Annotated in this window: 11 protein-coding genes; 2 read left to right on the forward strand and 9 right to left on the reverse strand. The window is 68.2% G+C overall.

What is annotated here, in order from left to right:
• Positions 1-32 precede the first annotated feature (32 nt).
• A complete protein-coding gene (locus ACQPZQ_RS37515) occupies positions 33-1,742 on the reverse strand; it encodes a transglycosylase family protein (protein WP_433288967.1) in 1,710 nt (569 codons plus the stop codon).
• 343 nt (positions 1,743-2,085) lie between these two features.
• On the opposite strand from ACQPZQ_RS37515, the gene ACQPZQ_RS37520 reads away from it, so the two are divergent.
• Positions 2,086-2,520: a CBS domain-containing protein gene (locus ACQPZQ_RS37520; RefSeq protein WP_241041399.1), complete on the forward strand. Its 435-nt coding sequence runs from the start codon at positions 2,086-2,088 to the stop codon at positions 2,518-2,520.
• A gap of 67 nt (positions 2,521-2,587) precedes the next feature.
• Here the strand turns inward: ACQPZQ_RS37520 and ACQPZQ_RS37525 are convergent, their stop codons facing one another.
• Positions 2,588-3,229: a mycothiol-dependent nitroreductase Rv2466c family protein gene (locus ACQPZQ_RS37525; protein WP_433288969.1), complete on the reverse strand. Its 642-nt coding sequence runs from the start codon at positions 3,227-3,229 to the stop codon at positions 2,588-2,590.
• 214 nt (positions 3,230-3,443) lie between these two features.
• Between ACQPZQ_RS37525 and pepN the strand changes: the two genes are divergently transcribed.
• Positions 3,444-6,032 carry an aminopeptidase N gene (gene pepN, locus ACQPZQ_RS37530; RefSeq protein ID WP_433288971.1) on the forward strand — a complete coding sequence of 863 codons (2,589 nt, stop codon included), beginning with the start codon at positions 3,444-3,446 and terminating at the stop codon, positions 6,030-6,032.
• 109 nt (positions 6,033-6,141) lie between these two features.
• Here pepN and ACQPZQ_RS37535 read toward each other — a convergent pair whose 3' ends face one another.
• The 7 genes from ACQPZQ_RS37535 to ACQPZQ_RS37565 all read right to left on the reverse strand — a co-directional run bounded on the left by ACQPZQ_RS37535 (position 6,142) and on the right by ACQPZQ_RS37565 (position 21,338).
• On the reverse strand, positions 6,142-7,344 hold the full coding sequence (locus ACQPZQ_RS37535) for a heparan-alpha-glucosaminide N-acetyltransferase domain-containing protein (RefSeq protein ID WP_433288973.1): 1,203 nt from the start codon (positions 7,342-7,344) through the stop codon (positions 6,142-6,144).
• Positions 7,345-7,803: 459 nt separating this feature from the next.
• Positions 7,804-10,830 (reverse strand): Pls/PosA family non-ribosomal peptide synthetase, encoded by a 3,027-nt coding sequence (locus tag ACQPZQ_RS37540; RefSeq protein ID WP_433288975.1) that lies wholly within the window; start codon positions 10,828-10,830, stop codon positions 7,804-7,806.
• A 1,494-nt stretch (positions 10,831-12,324) separates the two neighbouring features.
• The gene (sbnA, locus tag ACQPZQ_RS37545; protein WP_241041394.1) at positions 12,325-13,308 is read right to left on the reverse strand and encodes a 2,3-diaminopropionate biosynthesis protein SbnA; all 984 of its coding nucleotides are present in this window, start codon (positions 13,306-13,308) and stop codon (positions 12,325-12,327) included.
• Positions 13,309-13,344: 36 nt separating this feature from the next.
• Positions 13,345-14,406 (reverse strand): 2,3-diaminopropionate biosynthesis protein SbnB, encoded by a 1,062-nt coding sequence (gene sbnB, locus ACQPZQ_RS37550; RefSeq protein WP_433288978.1) that lies wholly within the window; start codon positions 14,404-14,406, stop codon positions 13,345-13,347.
• A complete protein-coding gene (locus ACQPZQ_RS37555) occupies positions 14,403-15,410 on the reverse strand; it encodes a TauD/TfdA family dioxygenase (protein ID WP_433288980.1) in 1,008 nt (335 codons plus the stop codon). Before ACQPZQ_RS37555 ends, sbnB begins: the two co-directional genes overlap by 4 nt.
• Before the next feature lie 23 nt (positions 15,411-15,433).
• Positions 15,434-18,688, reverse strand: coding sequence for a non-ribosomal peptide synthetase (locus ACQPZQ_RS37560; RefSeq protein ID WP_433288982.1), 3,255 nt, complete (start codon positions 18,686-18,688; stop codon positions 15,434-15,436).
• Positions 18,689-18,722: 34 nt separating this feature from the next.
• The gene (locus tag ACQPZQ_RS37565; RefSeq protein ID WP_433288984.1) at positions 18,723-21,338 is read right to left on the reverse strand and encodes a Pls/PosA family non-ribosomal peptide synthetase; all 2,616 of its coding nucleotides are present in this window, start codon (positions 21,336-21,338) and stop codon (positions 18,723-18,725) included.
• Positions 21,339-21,786: the final 448 nt, after the last annotated feature.

Consider the following 21,786-nt stretch of genomic DNA (forward strand, 5'->3'; position numbering starts at 1 on the left):
GGTCCCGATCTCACTCCGTTATCACGAGATGGTTACGAAGGCAGGTCGAGCTTGCGTGCGCAGGCAGGCCAGGAGCCGTATCCGCCCCGGTCGTCGCGCACTCGGGTGGCAACTGTGATCTGTTGCTCACGAGTGGCCCTGTGGGCCGACGGGGCGAACTCCGTTCCGCCGTACGCGCGCCAGGTGTCGGCGTCGAACTGCAAGCCACCGTAGTAGCCGTTGCCGGTGTCGATCGCCCAGTCGCCCGACGACTCGCACTGGGCGAGCCGGTCCCAGACCGGCTCGGCCGACGGCGGAGCGGGCGGCCGCGGTGGCGCGGCGGGTGGCGGCGGGGGCTCAGGGGACGTGGTCGGCGGCGCACTCGTGGGCGAGGGCGGCGGAGCGGCGGTCGACGGCGCAGGAGGGGCGGTGGCTTCCGGGTCGCCGGACTCCCCAGCGCCCCTGCGACCCGGCGGTCCGTAGCCCGCAGCCGCGTCGTCCACCACCAGCACCCAGTCGGCCGCGTCCGCCTCGCCGCCAGGGGGCGTGAACGTCGTGGCGCCGCGGGCCGGCACCGTGTGGAGCTTGGTGGCCCGCCCGGTGCGGGGATCGAACCACCAGGGCCGCGCGGTCTCACCCGCGAGACCTGCGAGATCGACGGTGATCGGGGCGCCGACCGGCGTGTAGGCGACGAGCGTGGAGCGGTCGGCGGCCAGTGCTCCGTGGATGCGCTCGCGTCCGCTCTCGGCACCGATCACCACATCGGCGGGCTCCGTGCGCGGCCGTGATTCCACAAGGGCGCGGAGATGGCCCAGCTGCGCCGCAGCGGAGGCATCCAGGGCCGAGGAGCGGGTCGGGCCTGTGGCGCGCTCCTGGGCCCCCTCAGGCCCACGTGCGGCGCCGGCGGCGCCGCCGAGCACGGCCCGGTACGCATAGCGGCGAACGTCCGGCGCCGCGGACCCGTCGTCGCACGCCTCGACGACGAACGGCCGCCCGGCCGCGTAGGCGGCGACGAGCTTCGCGGACTCGTCGTCGTTGCCGCACAAGTGGCCGAGGAGATCGAAGCCCGCCCCCTCGGCACTGCCGGGGTGGTGGCTCATGAGCTGCTCTCCCCCGCCCGCCCTGATCCCCGTGGCCACGGACCTCCGGACGTCCTCCGTGCCGTCGCCCGCGGCGGCACCCAGCACCCAGACCACGTTGGTGTCCTCCGCGTAGCGCTCCCCGAGGAGCTCGCCGTACGCCTCGGCGTCGGCGTCGCCCGGCACCGGTTGCAGCGCCACGACGAGGCCACGTCGCGCGGCCTCGTCCACCACGACGTCCAGCCGCTCCCACTCGTCGTCGCCCGGGTCGCCGGCCGGGGCGACCGTCCGGACCACCGTGAAGCCCTGGGCCGACCGGGCGTCCAGGTACGCGTCGAGCTGTGGTCGATCAAGGTCGGCGAGCGGACCCGGGGCAGCGTCGCTCAGCCAGAAGAACGGTTCCTGGCCCCGCGTGAAGGTGCGGCCGTCCGGCCCGATCCGCACGAGGCCGCCGCGGCATCCGCCTGCGTCGAGGGTGCCGATGTCGGGCACGCCGGTCTCGCCGCTGCGCGCACGCACGGACGCCCCGGTGAGGTAACCGTCGCACCCCGGGAGCATGGCGGCGGGCACTGCCGGCGCGGCCCGGGAGCCGGTCAGCACCAGCGCGCCGCCCAGCACGACGGCCACGGCGAGCACGGTGAAGACCGGCGGCAGGACGGCGCCGCAGCGGCGCTGAGGGAGCACGGGCGGACGCTAGGAAGGCGGGTGCGCGGCGCGAGGCCGAATGACGGAGCCCACGGCACCGGCCCGGCCGCCGGGTTCGCGCCCCGCCGCAGGTCAGCCACCGGAGATCACCGAAACCAGCGCCTGACGTGCGGTGACCAGATTTTTTGCGCCTGTTACCGAACACTCTCGGTGCGTTCGCGATGCCTGTCTGCATGACCGTTCGGCGACTCGTTTGCAGTATTCCTTACGAGATGTACGCCGTGAGGGTGATCGAGGCGACGATGACACCCGTTGGAGGAGGCGTAGGGGGATCATCGGTGCTGGTGGTTCAACCACGCGCGACGACGAAGGTGGAGAGTAGATGAAGATCTCGGACATTCTCGCCGCAAAGGGGCGAACCGTACATTCCGTGCTGCCCTGGCTCACGGTCGGCGAGGTCGTCGAGCGGCTCGGCAGGCTCGGCGTCGGTGCGGTGCTCGTGTGCGATGAGAACCGGACGATCCGCGGCATCGTCTCCGAACGCGACATCGTCCGAGCCCTTGGCCGGGATGGCGCCGCTCTGCTCGACAAGCAGGTCAGCGACGTGATGACGCGCCATGTCAGCACCTGCGCGCCCGACGAGACCGTGGCCCATGCGATGGCCAGGATGACGGCCGGGCGCTACCGCCACCTGCCCGTGGTCCAGGGTGGCGAGCTGGTCGGCATGGTCAGCATCGGCGACCTGGTGAAGAACCGGCTCCGGGAGATGGAACTCGAGACGGGCGTACTCCGCGACGCCGTGATCGCCCGTTACTGAGCTGTAGTTTTCTTGACGGCTGCGCTCCCGCCCGACGAATTCGTGGGCGGGAGCGCCGTCATGTCGATCAGTCGAACTCCGGACCCTCGGTGCGGGTCCTCTTGAGCTCGAAGAAATGCGGGTAGGCGGCGAGCAGGCGGGCACCGTCGAACACCTTGCCGGCGTCCTCGCCACGCGGGATTCGGGAGAGCACGGGGCCGAAGAAGGCCACACCGTTCACGTGGATCGTGGGCGTACCCACGTCCAGGCCCACCGGCTCCATGCCGCGCTTGTGGCTGGCGCGCAGCTCCTCGTCGTACTCGGTGCTGCCGGCGGCGTCGGCCAGGGCGGCCGGCAGGTCGAGCTCGGCGAGCGACTCCTTGATGACGACGTCGAAGTCCTTGTTGCCCCCGTTGTGGATACGCGTGCCCATGGCCGTGTAGAGGGGTTCGAGGATCTCCTGCCCGTGGTCGCGGGCCGCGGCGATGGCCACCCGCACCGGCGCCCACGCGCGGTCCATCATCTCGCGGTAGTTCTCCGGGAGATCGCGGTCCTCGTTGAGCACGGACAGACTCATCACGTGCCAGTCGATCCGCACGTCGCGGACCTCGCGGACCTCCAGCATCCATCGGGACGTGATCCATGCCCATGGGCAGAGCGGGTCGAACCAGAAGTCGACGTGAGCGGTCTCGGTGGGGGTCGGGGTCTCGGTGCTGATCGCGGTCGTCACAGTCTCTCCGATCGGGGAACGCCTCACTGCACGGCTACCCGCACAACCCGGACAAGGTCGACGGGATTCCCACTCCCCGATCCCGGGCATCCCGGGCGCACTCGTGGTTGGATCGGCAGCCACTGCGCCGACCGGATCCGGCCGACCCGAGGGTGGGCCGAGCGAGGTGGCCGACCCACAGCAGGACGACCCGATGTAGGAGAGCCGAGACCGCATGCCCCCGCCCAACCTGACACGAGCCGACGCCGAGCGGCGGGCCGCGCTGCTGAATGTCGCCGACTACGCGGTCGAGCTCGACCTGACCGACGGTGGCGGCAAGCCCGGCGAGACGACCTTCGCCAGCACCACGACCGTGCGCTTCAGCTGCAGCGAGCCCGGCACGGACAGCTGGATCGACTTCGTGGGCGCAGGGGTCGACTCGGCCACGCTGAACGGCAAGCCACTCGACGTCAGCGGCTACCGCGAGGACGACGGCATCGCACTGCCCGCCCTGGCTGCCGAGAACGAGCTGCGAGTGGAGGCCACCGGCCGGTACATGAACACCGGCGAGGGGCTGCACCGGTTCGTCGACCCGGTCGACGGCGGCGTGTACCTCTACTCCCAGTTCGAGACGGCCGACGCCAAGCGCATGTTCGCCTGCTTCGACCAGCCGGACCTCAAGGCCCGTTACGCGCTGACGGTCACCGCTCCTGCGGACTGGAAGGTCGTCTCCAACGCCGTCATCGAGGAGACCGGCGAGGGCACCGGTGGTGCGGCGGTCCACCGCTTCGCCACCAGCGAGATCATGAGCACCTACCTGGTGGCACTGATCGCCGGACCCTATGCGGACTGGCACGCCACCTACTCCGACGAGCTCGGCGAGATCCCGCTCGGCATCTACTGCCGGGCCTCGCTGGCCCCGCACATGGACGCGGAGCGGCTGTTCACCGAGACCAGGCAGGGCTTCGACTTCTACCACCGCAACTTCGGCGTCCGGTACCCGTTCGGGAAGTACGACCAGCTCTTCGTGCCGGAGTTCAACGCCGGCGCCATGGAGAACGCGGGCGCGGTGACGTTCCTGGAGGACTACGTCTTCCGCTCGCGCGTCACCCGGTTCCTCTACGAGCGCCGCGCAGAGACCGTGCTGCACGAGATGGCGCACATGTGGTTCGGCGACCTCGTCACCATGCGCTGGTGGGACGACCTGTGGCTGAACGAGTCGTTCGCCACCTGGGCGTCGGTGCTCTGCCAGGCCGAGGCCACCGAGTACACCGAGGCCTGGACGACCTTCGCCAACGTCGAGAAGTCGTGGGCGTACCGCCAGGACCAGCTGCCCTCCACCCACCCGGTGGCCGCCGACATCCCCGACCTGCAGGCCGTCGAGGTGAACTTCGACGGCATCACCTACGCCAAGGGCGCGTCGGTGCTCAAGCAGCTCGTCGCCTACGTCGGCCTCACCCCCTTCCTGGCCGGGCTGCGCAGCTACTTCGCCGCGCACGCCTGGGGCAACGCCACCTTCGACGACCTGCTCGGCGCGCTGGAGCAGGCGTCGGGCCGCGACCTGTCCGGCTGGGGAGCCCAGTGGCTGCGCACCACCGGGCTGAACCTGCTCCGGCCGTCGTTCGAGGTGGACGCGGACGGCCGCTTCACGCGGTTCGAGGTGGTGCAGGGTGGCGCGCGTCCGGGTGCCGGGGAGCTGCGCACCCACCGCATCGCCGTCGGCGTGTACGACGACACCGACGACCAGGCCGGGAGCAAGCTCATCCGGACCCACCGGGTCGAGGTGGACGTCTCCGGCGAGCGCACGGAGGTGCCGGAGCTCGTGGGCGTGCCGCGGGGCAAGCTCGTGCTCGTCAACGACGACGACCTCACCTACTGCGCGCTCCGCCTGGACCCCGACTCGCTCGCCACGCTCGTGGACCGCATCGGTGACATCGCCGAACCGCTACCCCGCACCCTGTGCTGGTCGGCGGCATGGGAGATGACCCGGGAGGCAGAGCTCAAGGCACGCGACTTCGTCACGCTCATCGCGGGTGGGTTCGGAGCCGAGTCGGAGATCGGCGTGGTGCAGCGGCTGCTGTTGCAGGCTCAGACCGCCCTCGGCTCCTACGCCGAGGAGGGATGGGCGAAGGATCGCGGCTGGCCACTGCTCGTGGACGCGCTGCGGTTCCGGCTCGACACGGCGCCTGCCGGATCCGACGCCCAGCTCACCACGGTGAACGCCCTCGCGGCGAGCGTCCTGCCGAGCAGCGTGCTCGACCGGATGCGCAGCTGGCTGCTCCAGCCGGAGAACAACCCGGACGTCCCGGAGGGGCTCACGCTCGACACCGACCTGCGCTGGCGGCTGCTGCAGGCGCTGGTTGCCCACGGTGTCCTGGGAGAGGCCGAGATCGAGGAGGAGCTCAAGCGCGACCCCACCTCCACGGGGCAGCGGCAGGGCGAGCGGGCCCGCGCGCTGCTGCCCACCGCCGAGGCTAAGGAACGTGCCTGGGATCGCGCCGTGCACGACGACGAGCTTCCGAACGCCGTGCAGGAGGCGGTCATCAGCGGGTTCAGCCACCCCACACAGCGCGCCCTGCTGAGCGGCTACGTCCAGCGCTACTTCGACGAGGTGGCGGAGGTCTGGGCCAGGCGCACGAGCGAACGGGCGCAGTCGGTGGTGCTGGGCCTGTTCCCGTCGTGGGCCGTGGAGCAGTCCACGGTTGAGGCCGCGGACAGGTGGCTCGCCGACGAGTCGCACCCGCCCGCACTTCGGCGGCTGGTCTCCGAGGGGCGTGCCGGGATCATCCGGGCCCTCGGGGCGCGGGAGTTCGACCGGAGCTGACGCGCCGCCCCGACAGGTCGCTCTGATACGTCACGCCAATGCGACGTGGCAACCAGCGCAGGTCGCCCCCGCAGCCGCGCTGGTTGCCACGTCGCCGGCTTGCGGCGCGCTACGCGCGCCGCTCGATCGGGCGGGGAGTGAGTACAGCTCGTCGTGCCCTGCCCGAGAGCTCCGCGACGAGCCTCTCCAGCGGGCCCTGCCCCACGAACCGCCGCCACAGCAGCGCGAACACGCACGCACCGACGATCAGCACCAGGTACAGCAGACCGGCCTCGTCGTCCAGCACGCCGGTGGCGAGCACCAGCACGTGCGCGGTGTAGATCGTGAGAGCCATCGTGCCCGCCACCGTGATCGGCCGCAGCAGACGCGCGATCAACGGAACGCGCACCAGGAGCAGCGAGCCACCGATCACCGCCATCGCGGAACCAACGGTGTTGATCATGTCGATCCAGCTGGTGGAGTGGGATGCGGGCAGCGCCAGCCACCACCACGAGCTGATGGGGGTGAGATCGTCTCCGTCCCACAGCAGGTACGACGACGCCGGGTCGCCGTCGAAGTCGCCGAGCCCGGACAGCGTGTGGATACCGCCGAGCCCGTACAGCAGGGGCAACGCGATGGCCCACGCCAGGACCACGAGCGCGATCCCGCCGAACAGCAGGCGGCGGGCCACCAGCGCCGACGACAGGTCACTACGCCCGATGGCGAGCCCCACGCAGAGGTAGGCGAGGTAGGCCAGCACCGGGTAGTAGCCGGTCAGGAACAGCACTTGGAACAGGCCGACCGGGTCGGTGAACAGCGTCGCGAACGTGGGGTTGTCGTCCGGCCTGGGGAGCCCGGCGAAGATCATCGCCGTGTTCAGCAATGGCGCGACGATCACCAATGCGATCGCGATGCGGACCAGCATCCGTGGCTGCAACCGGAGCAGAGGAATCGCGAGGAGGAAGAGCACGGCGTAGTAGGGGAGGATGATGTCGACGTCGTCGCTGAAGCCGATTGCGAGACCGATCGCCCCGATCACGATGGCGCGCACCAGGATGCCCGTGCGCATGGCGGACAGGTCGCGCCCCTCCAACGGTCGCTGCCGTCCGGAGATGAGCGCCAGGCTCACTCCGGCGATCATCGCGAATGACGCGGCGGAACGACCTGCGGCCACAATCGTCGCGGCGGTCGGCGCCCCGTTGTCGTCGACGGCGTCGAATACGTGCGTGGCGATCATTCCGAGCAGGGCCAGCCCTCTGGCCAGGTCGACCCCCTCGATACGTGCCCGGCGCGCCGGTGCACGGTCTTCCGTCTCGGTCGTGCTCTCCGTCATCTGTTCACCACTTTCACGATGTCGCCGGTCCTGACCGATCCGGATATTCATGTTTCCGAAATGACGGTCGCCCGAACTTCGCGAAGTAGCGGGTGTGAACTATTTCTTTGGGGCTGGGAAGCGGGTGCCACGGGAACTATTTCCCCCTCTAACAGTGTGGTGTGTTCGCCCGGTCGCCGGTGCGGACCGGATGCGATGAGATGCTGGGCTTCGGACGACAGAACGAACGAAGGCGCGACTTCGCGCAACGACCCGTCCACCTCGAGTGTGTCCCCACCAGCACACGTCGCCGAGGTGCGATCGGCTCGGCATTGTGGCGAGAACCACTGGCCCGATTCGACGGACCGGCGACACGTATCATTGAAAACGCCCCGCGTCAGGGAATCCGGAATTTCGATCGTTCCGGTATTCCTTGATCACGGGGCGCTTTCAGCTGTCCGGATAGGTCCGTGCAGTGCGTCAGGCGACGCTCAGTTCGTGCTGTCCCTCTCGAACCTCCGACGCGGGGTTGCCGTGCCAGCGTGCGTGAGGCGGCACTTCCTCGCCCTTCATGAGGAAGGAGTGGGCGTCGATCACGGCGTTGTCGCCGACGGTGGTGCCGTAGTGGATGAAGGCGTTGACCCCGAGGGTGACGCCGTTGCCGAGGGTGGAGCGGTCGGACTTGAACGCACCGTCTTCCTGCGAGTGGCACTGGACGTTGCTGGACAGGTTGAGGGTGCAGTCGTCGCCGATGGTGACGAGCGTGCGCTCGGTCATGGTGAGGCCGTCGTCGAAGAGGCGGCGACCGACCTTCACGCCCAGCATGCGCCAGACCATGCCCTTGAACGGGGTGCCGTTGAACAGCTGGATGTAGGTCTGAGCAGGCACCTTCCAGTACCGCTCGTGCCGCCAGAACGCACGGTCGTAGATCGAGCAGATCCGCGGCTCCAAGCTGCGGAAACGCATGACGAGGCGTTCGACGAGCACCCAGTAGAAGACGGTGAACAGGATGGTGACAACGCTGGAGAGCGCCAGGGCCAGTTGGCTGGCCCAGCCGAAGTACAGCTCGGCGGAGGCGGCGTCGAGCAGCAGGACGCCGAGGAAGAACACCCACCGCACCATCAGGTACAGCGCCATGGTGACGATGTTGTGCCGGTTCTTGGTGCTGAGGCTGCGGCGCTGCTGTGCCCGGCTCAGGCGAGCGGCCTTCACGTCCCGCTCGACCGATCGCGGGATCTGGAAGCTGGGCGCGCCCAGCAGACCCACGCCTTCCCGGACGTTGCCGCCGGCCGGAACCATCACCTTCGTCGCGAGCAGGCAGTTGTCACCCACCGTGCTCTGTGCGGAGTAGGCGATGTTGTTGCCCAGGAAGCTGCGCGCACCGAGCGCCACCCGCGACAGCCGGAAGGACGTGCTGGAGAAGTCCGCGTTGATGAAGGACACGCCGTCCGCGACCATCGTTCCGCTTCCCACGGCGGACAGGAACGGGTTCTCGTGGCGCACCTCCATGCCGAAGTTCGAACCCGTCTGCACGACCTTGCCCAGGTCGTAGCCGATCCAGCGCAGGTAGTTCACGATGTAGGAGCTGTCACCGAAGAGCCAGGTGAAGAACCGCACGTTGGTCATCCGCGCGATCGTCTTGTGCAGCCCGTAGTGGAATCCGTACAGGGGATAGACCTTGTCCGGCTTGATCGCGAGGTTGAGCAGGCGCGGGATGGTGCCCACGACCAGCACGCCGATCACCACGAACGCACCGAACGCCACCGCTGAGGTGATCAGGATGTCGCGGTAGAACGTCCAGGTCGTCAGGGCCATCGGCCCGGGGTTGAACACCGTGTTGAGCTGCGGAACCCGACCCAGCGCCAGCACGAGAACCGTGACCAGCAGCGGCATGGCCACCACCAGCACCGACAGGATCTGGGAGAACCCGAACCAGGCGCTGCGCAGCCTGCCGCCCGGCGCCCGCTCGACCACGCGGTAGGTAGTGCCGCACGGCTCTGCAGGCGACCCGTCCCAGCTCTCTCCCGCCGGCACGGACTGCCCGCTGTGCAGCGAGGAGGCGTGGCCCAACTGCGCCCCGTCGCCCATCGACGCACCGATGTCGATCAGCGACATCTCCCCGATGAACACGTTCTTGCCGAGGGTGACAGGCCCCGTCTGGATCACGCCGTCATGGGCCCGGTACCCGGAGAAGAACGAGTCCTTGCGGATCACCGTGCCCTCTCCGATCGTGAGCAGGTCGGTGCACACCGGAAAGGTGCGGGAGAAGATCGCGACGTTGCGTCCGATCTTCGCGCCCAGCGCCCGCAGGTAGAGGTTGAGGATCGGCGAGGCCGTGCTCGTCCGCGAGCGGGCACCGATCAACAACAGCAGCGGGTTCGCGCGGATCATCGTCTTGACGATCCAGAACCGCAGGTACTTGAGGCTCCAGATCGGGATCTCCTGAGCCTTCCACCGCCCGACGAGCACCCACTTCAGCACGATCGGCAACAGGCTCAGAGCCAGAAAGGTCGCAGCACCGAACTCCAGTGCCCGCACGTAGACATCCACCAGGCCAGAGCCGGCGGAGACCCAGTTGTAACCGGCATCGATGATCACTCCGGCCAGGTAGGAGTAGCCCAGGAACACCAACACCTGCATCAATCCGCAGAACAGGTACTGCAGCGTGCCCGCCCGCTTCCTCCCACCGGCCGCGCTCTCCGCGCCTGTCGCCTGTTCCGCGCCGGCTCCGCTTTCCGGCTCCGCGCGTGGGATCAACACGGTCTGCGGCTCTGCGACGACCGCAGGCACGGCAGGCGCCACGGGCACCGCATCGGCGAACGCCGCTGCGAGACCGCCGATCGTCGGGTACCGGTAGACGTCCTTCATCGACACGGTCGGGAGGTCGGGCCGCTTCCGCAGCCGGGCACAGAACCGTGCCATCACCAACGAGTCGACGCCCAGATCGTCGAAGAAGTGGCTGTCGGGCGACACCCGCTCCACTCCCACCACCTCGGCGAGGACCTCCGCGAGCGCTGTGGCGGCCGTCGGGGCCGCTGCAGCCCGCCGCCTGGGTGTCGGCGACGGCTTGAGAGGTGCGGCCGATACGGCGGACGGCTCAGGCGTCGGCATCGGAGCCGGCGTGGGAGCCGAGTCGGCCGTCGGAGCCGCCTTGCGCGCCGGGGCAGGGTCGGCGATCGGCATCGGCGTGGCAGTCGACGACGCCTTGGGGGCCGCGGCCGACCCCACCGACGGCGCCGGCCTGGCCGGCGCGGCCGACTTGGCCGTCGGAACCGGGCCGGCGGGCACCTCGAATGCTGTGGCCAGGCCTCGGATCGTCGGGTGGCGGTAGACGTCCTTCATCGACACCGTCGGGAGATCGGGCCGCTTACGCAGCCGGGCGCAGAACTGGGCCATCACCAGTGAGTCGGCGCCCAGGCCGTCGAAGACATTGCTTTCCGGATCCACCCGCTCGACCTTCATGATGTCGGCGAGCACTTCTGCGAGCAGCGTCTCCGTGCTCGGCATCGGGTTGGTGTGGCCGACTCGAGTGGCTGAGAAATCAATCACTTCGGTCAAGGCCTCGACAGACTCTCCCACGAACGTGAGCTCCTTCAGTCAAAGTTGGTCATGCCGTGCGGCATACGGGAAGGCGTTCGAAAAGCACTCGACCACCCGCGTGAAATGATTCCGTGGCGTTACTCACAATGCTTACAGGTACCGCCGGTGAAACCGACTTACAACCACGTCACCATGTTTCCGGGCCGGACGGCGGTGAACCCGCCTCGAGCACCGGAAACAGGAGACCGCGGCAGTAATCAGGAATCGACGGCCGGACGGATCGGCACGTGGTTGCCACGGTGACTCTGCGAGTCGACTCTCTGCCGAACGGCAAGAACAACGAAGCCAACCACGCCGCAACCATGAGCCGGGCCGGCCACCGAGGGGCCTTCCGGCGATCCTGCAGTTACTGGCATGATTGTCTCCTCATCTCCGACAGGCATTCGGCCGCTCACTTGAACCGATTGCAGTGGTGAAGCGTTAGCCGGCCGCGGTGAGATGCCGGCCACCAGGATGTGCTCGACGCCGATGTCGGGCGCTGCGCGTTCTCCTGCGCGGCGTCGCGCGGGAGTCATCCGGCTAAGTTGAACTGCTCCACTCTTCGGAATACGGCTTAGCCGTGGAGTTGGCTCATCACTGTGATCGACGCCACCGCGGCGCGGGCTTGTGCACGGTGACCCCGGCCGCCTGCCCGGATTGATAGAGACAATCCGGAAGCTGCCTTCGGCGCCAGTGGCCGCTTAGCAGAAAAGCGCGCGCGAAGCTTCGCCGAGTGGCGAGAGAGACAGGTGATGATCGACAGCGCCGCGTCGGCGCAAGCCCGCCGCGCTCGCACGCCTCGGCGCCCGGGCGGCGATCGCGGGCGCACCGGGCCGAGCGGCCCGACACACCGCGGAGCGGCCCGACACACCGCGACCCACAGTGACAGCCTGGCGGCGCCTCTGGGGCGCTCTCAGCGGCAGCCCACGGCGGGCGCTCAGGGACTCCCGTCCAGATGGCGGAGCGGGCTCGTCAGGAGGGCCCACCCGATCCTGGAGCGCCGGGACCCGGGCCGCACACCTGCGACGTGACGCCGAGGCCGCGCCCCGGCTGCGCCACGCACGGCGGCGAGAACCCACGCCGTGCGAGCGACGATCGTTTGCTTTCGGCCGGTCCCCGCAGAAGGGGGTCTACCCGGAGACGACTCGGAGTCGTCTCGACAGGACGGCCGGGAGCCGGTCAGGACGAACCACTGACGGGCGAAGTCGATGGGTGGTGCTGGTGTGGCCGTCGATCAGGCCACGATTGCCGCAGGCGGGGTGACTCGGCGATGAGCCACATCCGTCTGCATTGCGGCGACTCGTCATCAGAGGGCTGCACCGGAGTCGTCCGGATCCCGTACGCCGCCCTCGTGGTGCTTCTTCCCCACCGCGGGTCATAGGGCCGTGGTTCCGGTCCCGTGGCCACGCAGGCACATCACAATCAGGCCGTCCAGGTAGCAGCGACGGACTCCTCGGCAAGCACGTCCTCGCCGTACAGGTCGTGCAGCCAGTTGGTCTGGTAGACGGTGTCGAGGTAACGCTCGCCCAGGTCAGGGGCAATGGTCACCGCGGTCACGTCGGGCGAGCCGTGCTGCTCGAGCCAACGGGTCGCGCCACTGACCGCCGTGCCGGTGGAGCCTCCGAACAGGAAGCCACGCCTGGCCAGTCGGTGGCAGGCCCGGATGGTGTCCGCCTCCTCGACGAGCACCACCTCGTCGATGTAGGACTCGTCGAGCAGCGGCGGACGAACGCTGGTGCCCAGACCGGGGATCATGCGGCGGCCGGGAGCGCCACCGAAGGTCACCGAGCCCACGCTGTCCACCGCGACGATCCGCACCGGGCGGTGCCACTCCTTGAAGAAGCGGGCGCAACCCATGAGGGTTCCGGTGGTGCCTGCCCCGACGAACAGCACGTCCAGCAGCGGGAACTGCCGAGCGATCGCCGGCGCCGTGGTGCGGTAGTGCGCCTGCCAGTTGCCCGGGTTGGTGTACTGGTTGAGCCACACGTACCGGTCGTCGGAGGCACACATCGCGCGGACGTAGTCGATTCGCGCACCGAGGAAGCCGCCCACGGCGTCCGGCTCGGAGATGATGTGCACCCGGCTGCCCAGCGCCTCCATCAGTCGCCTGGTGGAGAGGTTGCACCGGGAGTCCGTCACGCACAGGAACTGGTAGCCCTTGCTCGCGGCGATCATGCTGATCGCCACGCCGAGGTTGCCGGACGACGACTCGATCAGGATCGACCCCGGGGTCAGGACCCCGTCACGCTCGGCGGCCTCGATCATCTCACTCGCGGCCTTGAGCTTGATGGAGCCGGCGAAGTTGAATCCCTCGCACTTGAGGTACAGCGACTGCCCGAAGATCGAGCGCAGGTCGACGTAGAGTTCGTCCTCGTTGAAGCGCTGGGGAACGGAGATCACAGGCACGATTGCCTCCTCATCTGCAGCAGAGCATTCGGCCGCTCACCCGTACCGACGCAGCTCATGAAAGAAATTATCGATGACATGCAGCTCTCCAGAGCGGGTCACCTCGTCGTAGACGTACTTGCCCACTGCGAGGTCGAGTACCCCGAGGCCGAAGGGCGAGAACACAACGGGCCGACCTTCCGGCACCGTCACCCTTCCGGCCATTACGTCGTCCAATGTGCCGTGCAGGAAGTCCCGGTTGCCCGTGAGCTGTTCGGCCAGATGCGGTGAGGTGTTGGCCTTGAGACAATGCTCGACATCGTCCACGATGTTGGTCGACGCGAGCACGATCTCCGGCGCGACATCGCGCAGCGACACGTGCAGCACCAGCGGGTTGTGTTCTAACCAAGACACGTTTTCTACGTGCGGTTGGCTCGCCACTGTGGCGAAGACCACCAGATCGCTGGACCGGATCAGATCCTCAGCATTGTTGTACACCGTGATGCGCCCGGCGGTGCCGGACTGCTCGAGATATCCGCGGAATCCGGCCGCGCTGTCGGCAGACAGGTCGAAGACACCGACCTCGTCGAATGACCATCCGCTGCCGGCCAGAAAAGTGTGGATGTAGCGGGCGATCAAGCCGACGCCGAAGAATCCGACGCGAGTGGGGCGCTCCCGGCCGCGGCTGAGCCAGTCGGCTGCCAGTGCCGCCGACGCAGCCGTCCTGGTGGCGCTGATGATCGAGCTCTCCAGGCAGGCGAACGGGTAGCCGGTGTCGTGGTCGTTGAGGATCAGCACCGCCGACGCTCGCGGGATGCCGGCCGCCACGTTCTCAGGAAAGCTCGAGATCCATTTCAGCCCGTCCACCCGCGCCTGTCCGCCGATGGACGCCGGCAGCGCGATGATGCGGTCGTTCGGGCGGTCGGGAAAGCGCAGGAAGTACGACGGCGGGTTCACCGAGTCGCCGGCACCGTGCAGCCGGTAGGTGGCTTCCACCACTTCCATGACCTGCTTCTCGTGGCCCTGCAGCGCGCGCTGCACCTGGGCACCCGAGATCACCGCGAACGGTGGCACGGTGAGCGCCCCGGAAGTCGATGGAGTGGAAGGAACGGCGGTCATCCGGTCGTCACCCCGCCGGTCGGCGCGACGTCGACGAGTCGCACCGCGTCAGCCATTCCGACGAGCACCTCACGCGGCCCTTCGAAGGCCTCCCGGCTGTGCGCGCTGCGAATGTTGTCGACGAGCATCAGGTCGCCCGCCTGCCACGGCTCCCGCGCGGTGTGTGCGTCGTAGATGCCGGTGAGCAGCTCGACGACGTCCTGGCTGATCGGGTCGCCGTTGCCGAAGCGGGTGTTGAACGGCAGCCCGTCGGCGCCGTAGACGTCCACGAGGTACTCGTGCACCTCGGGGTCCATCGTCCATTCGTTGAGGAAGGCGATCTGGTTGAACCAGCAGCGCTGGCCGGTGATCGGGTGGCGTACCACCGCGCTGCGGCGCTGACGGGTGCGCAGCTCGCCGTCGGGCTGCCACTCGAACTCGATCGCGTTGGCGCGGCAGTAGCTCTCGACCGCAGCGCGGTCGTCGGTGCCGAATGCGTCGGCGTAGGACGCCCCGACGTCCTCGTTGTAGGTGCGGGTGAGCAGCCAGCCTTCCTGCTCGAACCGCTGGACGAGCGCAGCGGGCAAGGCGTTGAGCACGGTCGGCGAGTCGGCCACCCCGGTCGCCCCGCCTGCCGAGGCCGCGCCCAGGCACGCGAACAGCATCATCCCCGGGAACTCGAACGTGTAGCTCAGCTCGTGATGCATGCACATCGGCTGGTTCGGCGGCCACTTCGACGACGAGTACACGCCGTCGGAGTAGACCTGCCGAGCCGCGAAGGCCTCCCGCTCGGTCATCAGCCCGGTGGTGGTCAGCCGCTGGAACACAGCGGCCACCTCCGCGGCGTCGCGCAGGCCGAGGCCGCGGACCAGGACCGAACCGTGGTCGGCGACGACGGCGCGTAGCGCGTCCCGGCGCTCGGCTGCCCAGCCCGGCGCATCGCCGGTGGGCTCGACCCGCAACATCGGCGGCTTGCCGGGCCGCAGATCCACGTCGAGCAGTGACGCCGCGGATGAGGACGACATCTCTCGTTCCTTCCAGTTGCTATTCAAGAAGAAGTCAGCAGTTCGGCGGCTGTCAGCACGGCCTGGGCCGCCTCGGTGGGACGGGTCCGCAGGAAGTAGTGGCCGCCCCCGCCGAGCTCGTGCAGGTCGACGTGCTCGGCCAGCAGCTCCCACTCCCGGTACCTGCGCGGGAACTCCGCGGTGCTCGGATCGTCATCGGCAAGAACCGCCGTGACCGGGGCGGTCAGCTTCACCGCCGGTGGGTTGTCGAGAATCTCGGCGAAGTACTGCAGTGCGGTCCCGTAGTCGTGCCGATAGGCCGCACCGACGTGCTCGGCTCGCTGCACATCGAGCTCACCCAGCTCGGTGTAACCGCTATCCGAGCTCAGGCCGGCCGCGATGTCGGAGTTGCTGCGGCCCTCCAACGCGGCGAGGGCCGCGCGCCGGTCCGTTGCGGTGCCGAGCAGCTGCGCCCCGAGGAACACCCGCTGGACGGCCACGCCGCGCTCCTGCAGGACCCTGGCCGTCTCCACGGCCGGCGCGGTGCCCGAGGAGTGGCCCCACAGCAGGACCTTCGTCAGGCCGCGCCGGGTGATCTCGTCGACCACCTGCTCGACGACCTGCGCCATCGGCGCGAACGGCTCGCGCTCGGCCGCCAGGTCGTGACCGGGCAGTTCCACGGCGTAGACCCCGAGCCCGCTGTCCCGCAGTGCCGAGGCCATCGGCTGGTAGTTCACCGCGTTGCCACCGGCGTAGGGGAAGCAGATCAACGCACCCGCGTCCGCACCGTTCGATGCCGACAGTTGCTGGAGCAGTCCGGAACGGCGGTCGGACCTGCCGTCGACGAACTCGGCCAGGTCGGCGAGGATCGGGTAGCGGGTGATGTCCTTGAGGGACACCGTCCGCTTCAGCGTGACCGCCAGCTTCACCGCCGACAGCGAGTTGCCGCCCCGGTCGAAGAAGTGGTCGGCGCGGCCGATCTGGTCGGCCGGAACCTTGAGCACCTTGGCCCACGCCGCCGCCAGCCGCTCCTCGGTCGGCGTCTGCGGGGCGTCGTACGCCTGCTCGACGGTCTCCAGCTCGCCGGCCAGCTTGGTCAGCGCCTTCTTGTCGATCTTGCTGTTGGCGGTCAGCGGCAGGTTCTCCTGCCAGTGGAAGGCCGCCGGCACCATGTAGAACGGCAGCGACTCACCCAGTCGGTCACGCAGGACGTCGACCTCGAGCGGCTGCCTGGCCGAGTAGAAGGCCACCAGCTGCTTGCTCTGGTCCGCCCGCTCCGCGACCACCACCGCGCCGTCACGGACACCGGGGACCCGCAGCAGGGTGTTCTCGATCTCGCCGATCTCGATCCGGAAGCCCGAGATCTTGACCTGGGAGTCCTTGCGGCCGAGGAAGTCCAGCTTCCCGCCCGGCAGCCACCGCCCGTAGTCACCACCGAGATAGAGGCGCTCACCGGGCCGGTGCGGATCGGTCAGGTATGCCTGCGCGGTGCGCTCCGGGTCGTTCACGTAGCCACGGCCCACACAGACACCGGCGAAGACGATCAGCCCTGGCGCACCGAGCGGCACCGGCTGGAGGTTCTCGTCGACGACGTAGACGTTCATGTTGGGCGACGCGGGACCGAGCGGGACGCGGTCCCCGTCGGGTGCGCGGTCCATGACCTCGTGGTTGGTGTCGTCGGAGGTCTCGGTGAGCCCGTAGGCGTTGACCAGCTTGATCCCGGGCTCGGCGGCGAACCAGCGCTCGGTCAGCTCCTTCTTCAGCGCCTCACCGGTGGCCGACACGCAGTGCAGCTCCGGCAGCTGCCGCGGGTGCTGCTCCAGATAGGACAGCACGACCTCGAGGTAGGAGGGCACCACCTGCAGCACGGCGATCCGCTGGTCGATGACCTTCTCGACGAACCGCTGGACGTCGAGGATCACGTCCTGCTCGATGATCACCGTGCGGCCGCCGACCATCAACGCGGAGATCAGCTGCCACAACGAGATGTCGAAGCACTGCGGTGCGATCTGACCGACGACCTGCCCTTCACCGATCTCGCAGGCGTCGATCTTGGCGTACAGATGGTTGAGCATCCCCGCCTGCTCGCACATCGCGCCCTTCGGCTCACCCGTGGAACCGGAGGTGAAGTAGATGTAGGCCAGCTGGTCCGCGGTCACCGCGACACCGAGATCACCCTCGGCGTGGTCCTCGGCGTAAGCGGTGTCGACCGACACCGTCTGCACGCCCGGCAGTGCCTCGAGGGCCTTGTCCAGGGTGGTGGTGCTGCCCGGCTCGGTCAGCACGAGCCGGCACTCCGCGCGTGAGATGGTCGTCGCGATCCGATCGGCCGGGAAGTGCGGCTCGATCGGCAGGTAGGCGCCACCGGCCTTGAACACCGCCAGCACCGAGGCCATCCAGTCCAGGTTGCGCTCGGTCACCACGGCCACGACGTCCTCGCGACGCAGCCCCCGCGCCAGCAACGCCCGCCCCAGCTGGTTGGCCCGCGCGTTGAGCTCCCGGTAGGTCCACTCCCGCTCACCGTGCACGGCCGCGACCGCGTCCGGGTGGGCCTGCACCCGCTGCTCAAACAGCTCATGGAACCGGAACGGCGGCAGCTCACGCCGCGCCCCGACCAGATCCTCGAGCTGGTAGCGCGCCTCCTCGGCCGACAGCAAGCTCTGCCGCCCGTGCTCGGCATCCGGATCGGCTGTCATCAGCGCGAGCGCCGTGAGGTGGTAGCCCGCCACCCTGGCCGCGTAGTCCGCGTCGAGCACGTCGGTGCGGTACCGCAGCCGCAGCACCATCCGCCCGCCTGACTGCGGAGCGCCTACCCACAGCACCGTGTCCGCGGCGAGGTCGCCCCCATCGCCCACCGGGTCGAGCACGGTCTCGAAGGGCGGCTCGGTCAGGCCCAGCTCGCCACGCAGGTCATCGACCGGGAAGTCCTTGTGCGCCTCCAGGTCCGTCTCGACGCGGTGCGCGTCCACGAGAAGCGTCCGCCACGAGCCCGACTCGGTCGAGAGCCTGCACGGCAGCGGTCTGTCGCTGCCTGCGGCGACGTACCCGGTGACGACCTCGTGCTCACCCGACAGAACCGCGAGCACCCTGACATGCGCGGCCAGCAGCACTGAACCGAGCGATACAGCCTGCTCGCCCGCGAGGCCGCGCATGGCGGTCACGAGCTCGTCAGGAACCGGCACCTCGTGCTCGGCGACGCCCGGCGCCGAGTCCAGGGTCCACCGCGGGATCGCCGTGAACCCACCGGCGACGAGCACCCCACGCCAGTAATCCCGGCTGCCCTCCGCTGGCATTCCCATTCCAGTCTTCCCTTCACGCACCGTGGTCACGGTGTCACTTTCCGCCAACCTGGACGGTGGCGCGATTGTCATCAATCTCCCGGGCGGGATTTCCGCCCCAACGGGCATACGACGGGACGTCCTCGCCCTTCATCAAGAAGGAGTCCGGGGAGAGAACCGCGCCCTCACCCATCGTGACTCCGTAGTGGACCAAGGAACCGACTCCGAGCGTGGTTCCGGCGCCGATCGTGATGTGATCGGACTTGAAGGCGCCGTCCTCCTGCGAGTGGCTCTGCAACCGGCTTCCGGCATTGAGCGTGCAACCGTCACCGACCGTAGTGAGGGTCTTCTCGATGATTGCGCAGCCGTCGTCGAAAACGCGCGCCCCGAGGCGCACCCCGAGAAGCCGCCAGGCAACGTTCTTGAACGGCGTGCCGTCCAACACCTTCGGGTTCACGGACAGCTTCCAGAAGCGCTCGTGCCACCAGAAATACGAGTCGTAGATCGAGCAGTACCGGGGCCGGAGCCGTTGGAAGTGACTCACGGCACGCTCCACCAGCACGAGGTACAGGATCCCGAACAGCAGGGTGAGCACACCGGCTCCCGCGATCACTGCTGCCCCGAACGATCCATAGAGGTCCGCGGTGGTCAACAGGACGAGGGAGATCACGTAGAAGAGGAACCACCGCGCAACCAAGAACAATCCCATGCTGGCAATGTCGTAACGGTTCTTCGCGGCGACGGCGCGACGCTGCTGACCCCGTTTGAGGTGGGCCATCCGAGTGTCCCGCTGCACCGATCGGGGAATCTCGAAGCTGTTCGATCCGAGAACGCCCGTATTCGTCCGAACCGCACCGTCGACGGGGATTGCGACCTTGGTCGCGAGGAGGCAGTTGTCGCCGGTCCTGCCGTGTGCGGGATAAACGACCCAGTTTCCGATGAAGTTGTTCGAACCGATCGAAGCCGGTGACACCCGGAAGGACGTGCTCGAATAGTCGGCATTCATGATCGACAGTCCGTCGGCGACGACCGTGCCGCTACCCACCGAGGTCACGAACGGGTTCTCCGACTTCACCTCCATGCCGAAGTTGCACCCGGTCTGCACGACCGGCGTCAGCTTGTACCCGATCCATCGGAGGTAGTTGACGATGTACGAGGTGTCACCGAAGAGCGTTGTGAAGAACCGCACGTTGGTCGTCCGTGCGATCAACCGGTGGGCCGAGGCACGGAAGCCGTAGAGGCGGTAGACCTTGCCCGGCTCGATCAGCTTGTTCAGGAGGCGTGGGACGGTGCCCACGAACAGAAGCCCGAAGATCATCAGGCCGAGGAAGAGAGCGGTCGAGAAGATCAGGGCGTCGCGGTGGAACCACCAGCTCGTGAAGGCGGCGGGGTCCCCATCCATGAGCGTGTTGAGCGCCGGCACCTCGGCGAGCAGTAGCACCAGGCCGCCGACCACAAGAGGCATGCCCACGAGGAGCACTTTCAGCACCTGTGTGAGACCGAACATGAACCTTCGGGCCCTGGAGTGCCCCAGGACGGGCGCCACCCGGTAGTCCTCCCCCATCGGCTGCGCCGGCGACCCGGACCAGCTCTCACCGTCCGGCACGACCTGCCCGGTCTGCAGAGAGGAGGCGTGGCCGAGTTGCGCGCCATCGCCCACCGCGGTGTTGATGTCGAGCACCGTCATCTCGCCGACGAACGCGTCCTTCCCGAGAGTGATCGCCCCTGTCTGGATCACGCCGGCGTAGGCGCGGTACCCGTTGAAGAACACGTCCTTACGCACCACAGCACCGTCGCCGATGGTGAGCATGTCGGTACAGACGGGCATGTTCCGAGAGAAGATCGCCGCGCCTCGTCCGACCCTCGCGCCCAGCGCCCGCAGATACATGTTGTAGAGCGGCGAGGTCGTGCTCATGCGCGAGCGGCCCCCGATGAAGAGGAGCAGCGGGTTCGAGCGGACCAGCGTCTTGACGATCCAGAAGCGGACGTACCCCAGGCTCCACACCCGAATCTCGCTGGGCTTCCAGCGACCGATGATCAGCCATTTCGCCATGACCGGCAGGAGACACAGGCCAATCACAGCCACAGTGCCGAACTCGACCGATCGCAGGTAGATATCACCCAGACTCGGCGCCGCCGAGATCCAGAGATAGCCCTCGTCGGTGACAATCGCGGCGAGGTACGAATATGCCAGAAAGGTCAACAGCTGCAGTGCCGCGCAGAAGACGTACTCGGTCCTGCTCGCCGGTTTCACAGCGGCCGGCGCCGACACCGGGAGCACGGCCGGATCGACCCTTGCGACAGGCGTCGTAACGGTTGACAGCGGGGCGGCGACCGGAGCCGGAACATCCGGGGTGAGCGCCTTTGCCAGGCTGCGCACCGTCTGGTTCCGATAGACGTCCTTTATCGACACCGACGGCAGGTCTGTCCGTTTTCTCACCCGGGCGCAGAAGTGCGCCATCACCAGTGAGTCGGCACCCAGATCATCGAAGAAGTGACTGTCGACCGGCACGCGATCGACATGCATGACGTCCGCCAGCACCCCGGCAAGGCCACGTTCGATGCTGGTCAACGACTCGGCGTAGCCGCCGTGGGTGAGGGTCGGAGACCCACCCTGGGCGGTGAGGGATTCGGCCACGACGTCTGTCAGGACCTCGGTCGACTCTCCCACTACGCGGGCTCCTTGCGCAGGAAGTTGGCTATTTCGGGGCAGGCTCCGGGGAGCTCATCGGAGAGCCGCTCCGACCTGTCAGAAGAAAGATCCTCATAGTGACCTACATCGCTCCCGAGATCGGGAATGAACAGATCGCGCGGGGAACCTGGAGCACCTGACCAAGATTCCGTCCAGAATCGCGCAACCGGCACATCCCCCACCACACACGGCGCGCCGAACCCGCCATGTCGGAGCAAGGTCATCGATCCTCCCAACGTGCAAGTACCCAACTTCCTTACGTGCGACCACTCATCAGGGTTCAGATCACGCCGAGCGCGATCTCCTGGTCCCGGGCTTGGCGGTGCGATCCGCACTTCCGGCCGACGCGCCCGAGAACCTGGCGGTCGGAGAGAGACATCCGGGAAATCGTGGGTGCGGCGCCGAGTGTTTCACCGCAGATCGGCGT

This window comes from Pseudonocardia sp. CA-142604 (genome assembly GCF_050948475.1).
Taxonomy (GTDB): Bacteria; Actinomycetota; Actinomycetes; order Mycobacteriales; family Pseudonocardiaceae; genus Pseudonocardia; species Pseudonocardia alaniniphila.

Coding starts and splice junctions, on each gene's coding strand:
- ACQPZQ_RS37555 (WP_433288980.1), bottom strand. CDS start 15,410: ATGTCGTCCTCATCCGCGGCGTCACTGCTCGACGTGGATCTGCGGCCC.
- ACQPZQ_RS37540 (WP_433288975.1), bottom strand. CDS start 10,830: ATGCCGAGCACGGAGACGCTGCTCGCAGAAGTGCTCGCCGACATCATG.
- ACQPZQ_RS37520 (WP_241041399.1), top strand. CDS start 2,086: ATGAAGATCTCGGACATTCTCGCCGCAAAGGGGCGAACCGTACATTCC.
- ACQPZQ_RS37535 (WP_433288973.1), bottom strand. CDS start 7,344: ATGACGGAGAGCACGACCGAGACGGAAGACCGTGCACCGGCGCGCCGG.
- ACQPZQ_RS37560 (WP_433288982.1), bottom strand. CDS start 18,688: ATGGGAATGCCAGCGGAGGGCAGCCGGGATTACTGGCGTGGGGTGCTC.
- sbnB (WP_433288978.1), bottom strand. CDS start 14,406: ATGACCGCCGTTCCTTCCACTCCATCGACTTCCGGGGCGCTCACCGTG.
- pepN (WP_433288971.1), top strand. CDS start 3,444: ATGCCCCCGCCCAACCTGACACGAGCCGACGCCGAGCGGCGGGCCGCG.